2 protein-coding genes are annotated in these 1,977 nt (G+C 62.6%); one reads left to right on the top strand and one right to left on the bottom strand.

The window, feature by feature from the left end; genetic code table 11:
- Positions 1 to 947 (bottom strand): MFS transporter (locus FEM54_RS31510; protein WP_138454165.1); only part of this gene is annotated, 947 nt, incomplete at its 3' end.
- Between the two features lie 110 nt (positions 948 to 1,057).
- Here FEM54_RS31510 and FEM54_RS31505 point away from each other — a divergent pair.
- Positions 1,058 to 1,960 (top strand): LysR family transcriptional regulator, encoded by a 903-nt coding sequence (locus FEM54_RS31505; protein WP_138454164.1) that lies wholly within the window; start codon positions 1,058 to 1,060, stop codon positions 1,958 to 1,960.
- Positions 1,961 to 1,977 lie beyond the last annotated feature (17 nt).

Here is a 1,977-nt window from a genome sequence, read left to right as displayed (position 1 = left end):
GCCTGCACACCGATATCCAGCACAACTACGCCCAGCACCAGCAAGATCAGCGAGGTCTGCGCCCCCGCCAGCAGCAAAAACGCCAAGGTCACAATCCCCACGCTGGCCCCGATCACCTTGCGACAACCCAGTTTGTCCGCCGCCCGGCCGCCATACGACGCCGCGAACGCACCCACCGCGCCGATAATTCCGAAACCACCGGCCCAGGCACTGCCCAGCTGCCACGGCCCATTGGCGAGCAACCCGGCCAAATTCACCCAAAACGCGTTGAAGCACGCCCACAACAACGCCTGCACCATCATTGATTGCCGAATCGGGCTGTTATCGCGCATCAACGGCCACAGTGAAGCCAGCAGGCGAGGGTAGGACAGGTTCGTACTCGGCACGCCCGGCGGCAGTAGCCTCGCCGCGATAAACCACACCGGGATCATGAACGCCGCCTCCATGGCGTACACCGCCCGCCAGCCATACGCCTCACCGACCACACCACTGATGGTGCGGCCGAGCAAAATCCCCAACATGATCCCGCTGACCACCGTGCCCACATTGCGCCCGCGTTCGTGGGGCTGCGACATCACTGCCGCAAAGGGCACCAGTTGCTGCGGAACGCAACACACCACGCCCAGCCCGAACGAGGCGCCGATCAACGCCCAGATACTCGGCGCAAAAGCCGCCGCCAAGGCAAAGCAGAACGCCAGCGCAATCTGCCCGAGTACCAGCTTGCGCCGATCAAAGCGGTCGCCCATGGGCAATAAAAACGCCAACCCGGTGGCAAACCCCAGCAAGGCCGCGCCTGCCACCAGGTTGACCGTCGACACTGCGACGCCCATGTCCGAGGCGATCAACGGCAGCACCGGCTGGGTGCAGTAAATGTTGGTGACCACCGCGCCGGCGATCACCGCCATCATGATGATCTTGCCTCGCGGCGGTGCATTCTCGGATGTCATGGCGTTTGCCTCATGTCGCTGGGGGATGAGTCGCCAACCTTACGCAGTCGCGTTTATGTCGATAATCCCCTAGGATCGGTAATCATCCTTCCAGAATTTGATAGGGCGTTATGAACCGTCTTGAATCGATGTCGGTGTTTGTTGCGGTGGTGGAGGCGGGCAGCCTGTCGGCGGCAGCGCGCCAGTTGGGCATGCCGCTGGCCACCGTCAGCCGTAAAGTCGCGGAACTGGAAGCTCACCTGAAATCCCGGCTGCTGCACCGCACCACGCGGCAGTTGTCGCTGACGGACGTGGGCGCTTCCTATCTGGCGGCGTGCCGGCGGATTCTCGAAGAGATCGGCGAAGCCGAACGGGCCGCCACCGGCGAATATGCCGTGCCCAAAGGCGAGCTCACGGTGACCGCGCCCATCGTGTTCGGGCGCCTGCATATCGTGCCGGTGGTGGCGGAGTTTCTGGCGCAATACCCCGAGATCAGCGTCAACCTGATGCTCACCGACCGCGTAGTACACCTGATGGAAGAACAGTGCGATGTGGCCGTGCGTATTGGTGACTTGCCGGACAGTTCGCTCAAGGCGCTGCAAGTCGGCACGGTGCGGCGGGTGGTGTGTGCCAGTCCCCACTATCTGCAAACCCATGGCGAACCGACCACGCCGCAGGCGCTGACGGACCACAGTTGCATCACCTTTGAAGTGCTGTCCTCGGTGGGCGCCTGGGTGTTTGGGGCGGGTAAAGCGCAACAAACCGTGCCCGTGCATTCGCGGCTGTCGGTAAACACGGCGGAAGCGGCGATCACGGCGGCAACACTGGGTGTTGGCGTGATTCGAGTGCTGTCGTATCAAGTGGCGGACGCAGTGCAAAAGGGTGATTTGCAGGTGGTGTTGCAGCCCTATGAATCAGCGGCATTGCCCATCAGCCTGGTGCATAAAGGGCAGGCGCCATTGCCGTTGAAAGTGCGCGCCTTCCTGGACTTCGTCACCCCGCGACTGCGCGTGCGTGACGCAAATATCCCCTGATGTACGCGGACGCAATG

The sequence above is a fragment of the Pseudomonas edaphica genome (assembly GCF_005863185.1).
Lineage (GTDB): Bacteria > Pseudomonadota > Gammaproteobacteria > Pseudomonadales > Pseudomonadaceae > Aquipseudomonas > Aquipseudomonas edaphica.
The sequence above is the reverse complement of the archived record's forward strand: the minus strand, read 5'-3'. Positions and strand labels throughout refer to the sequence as shown.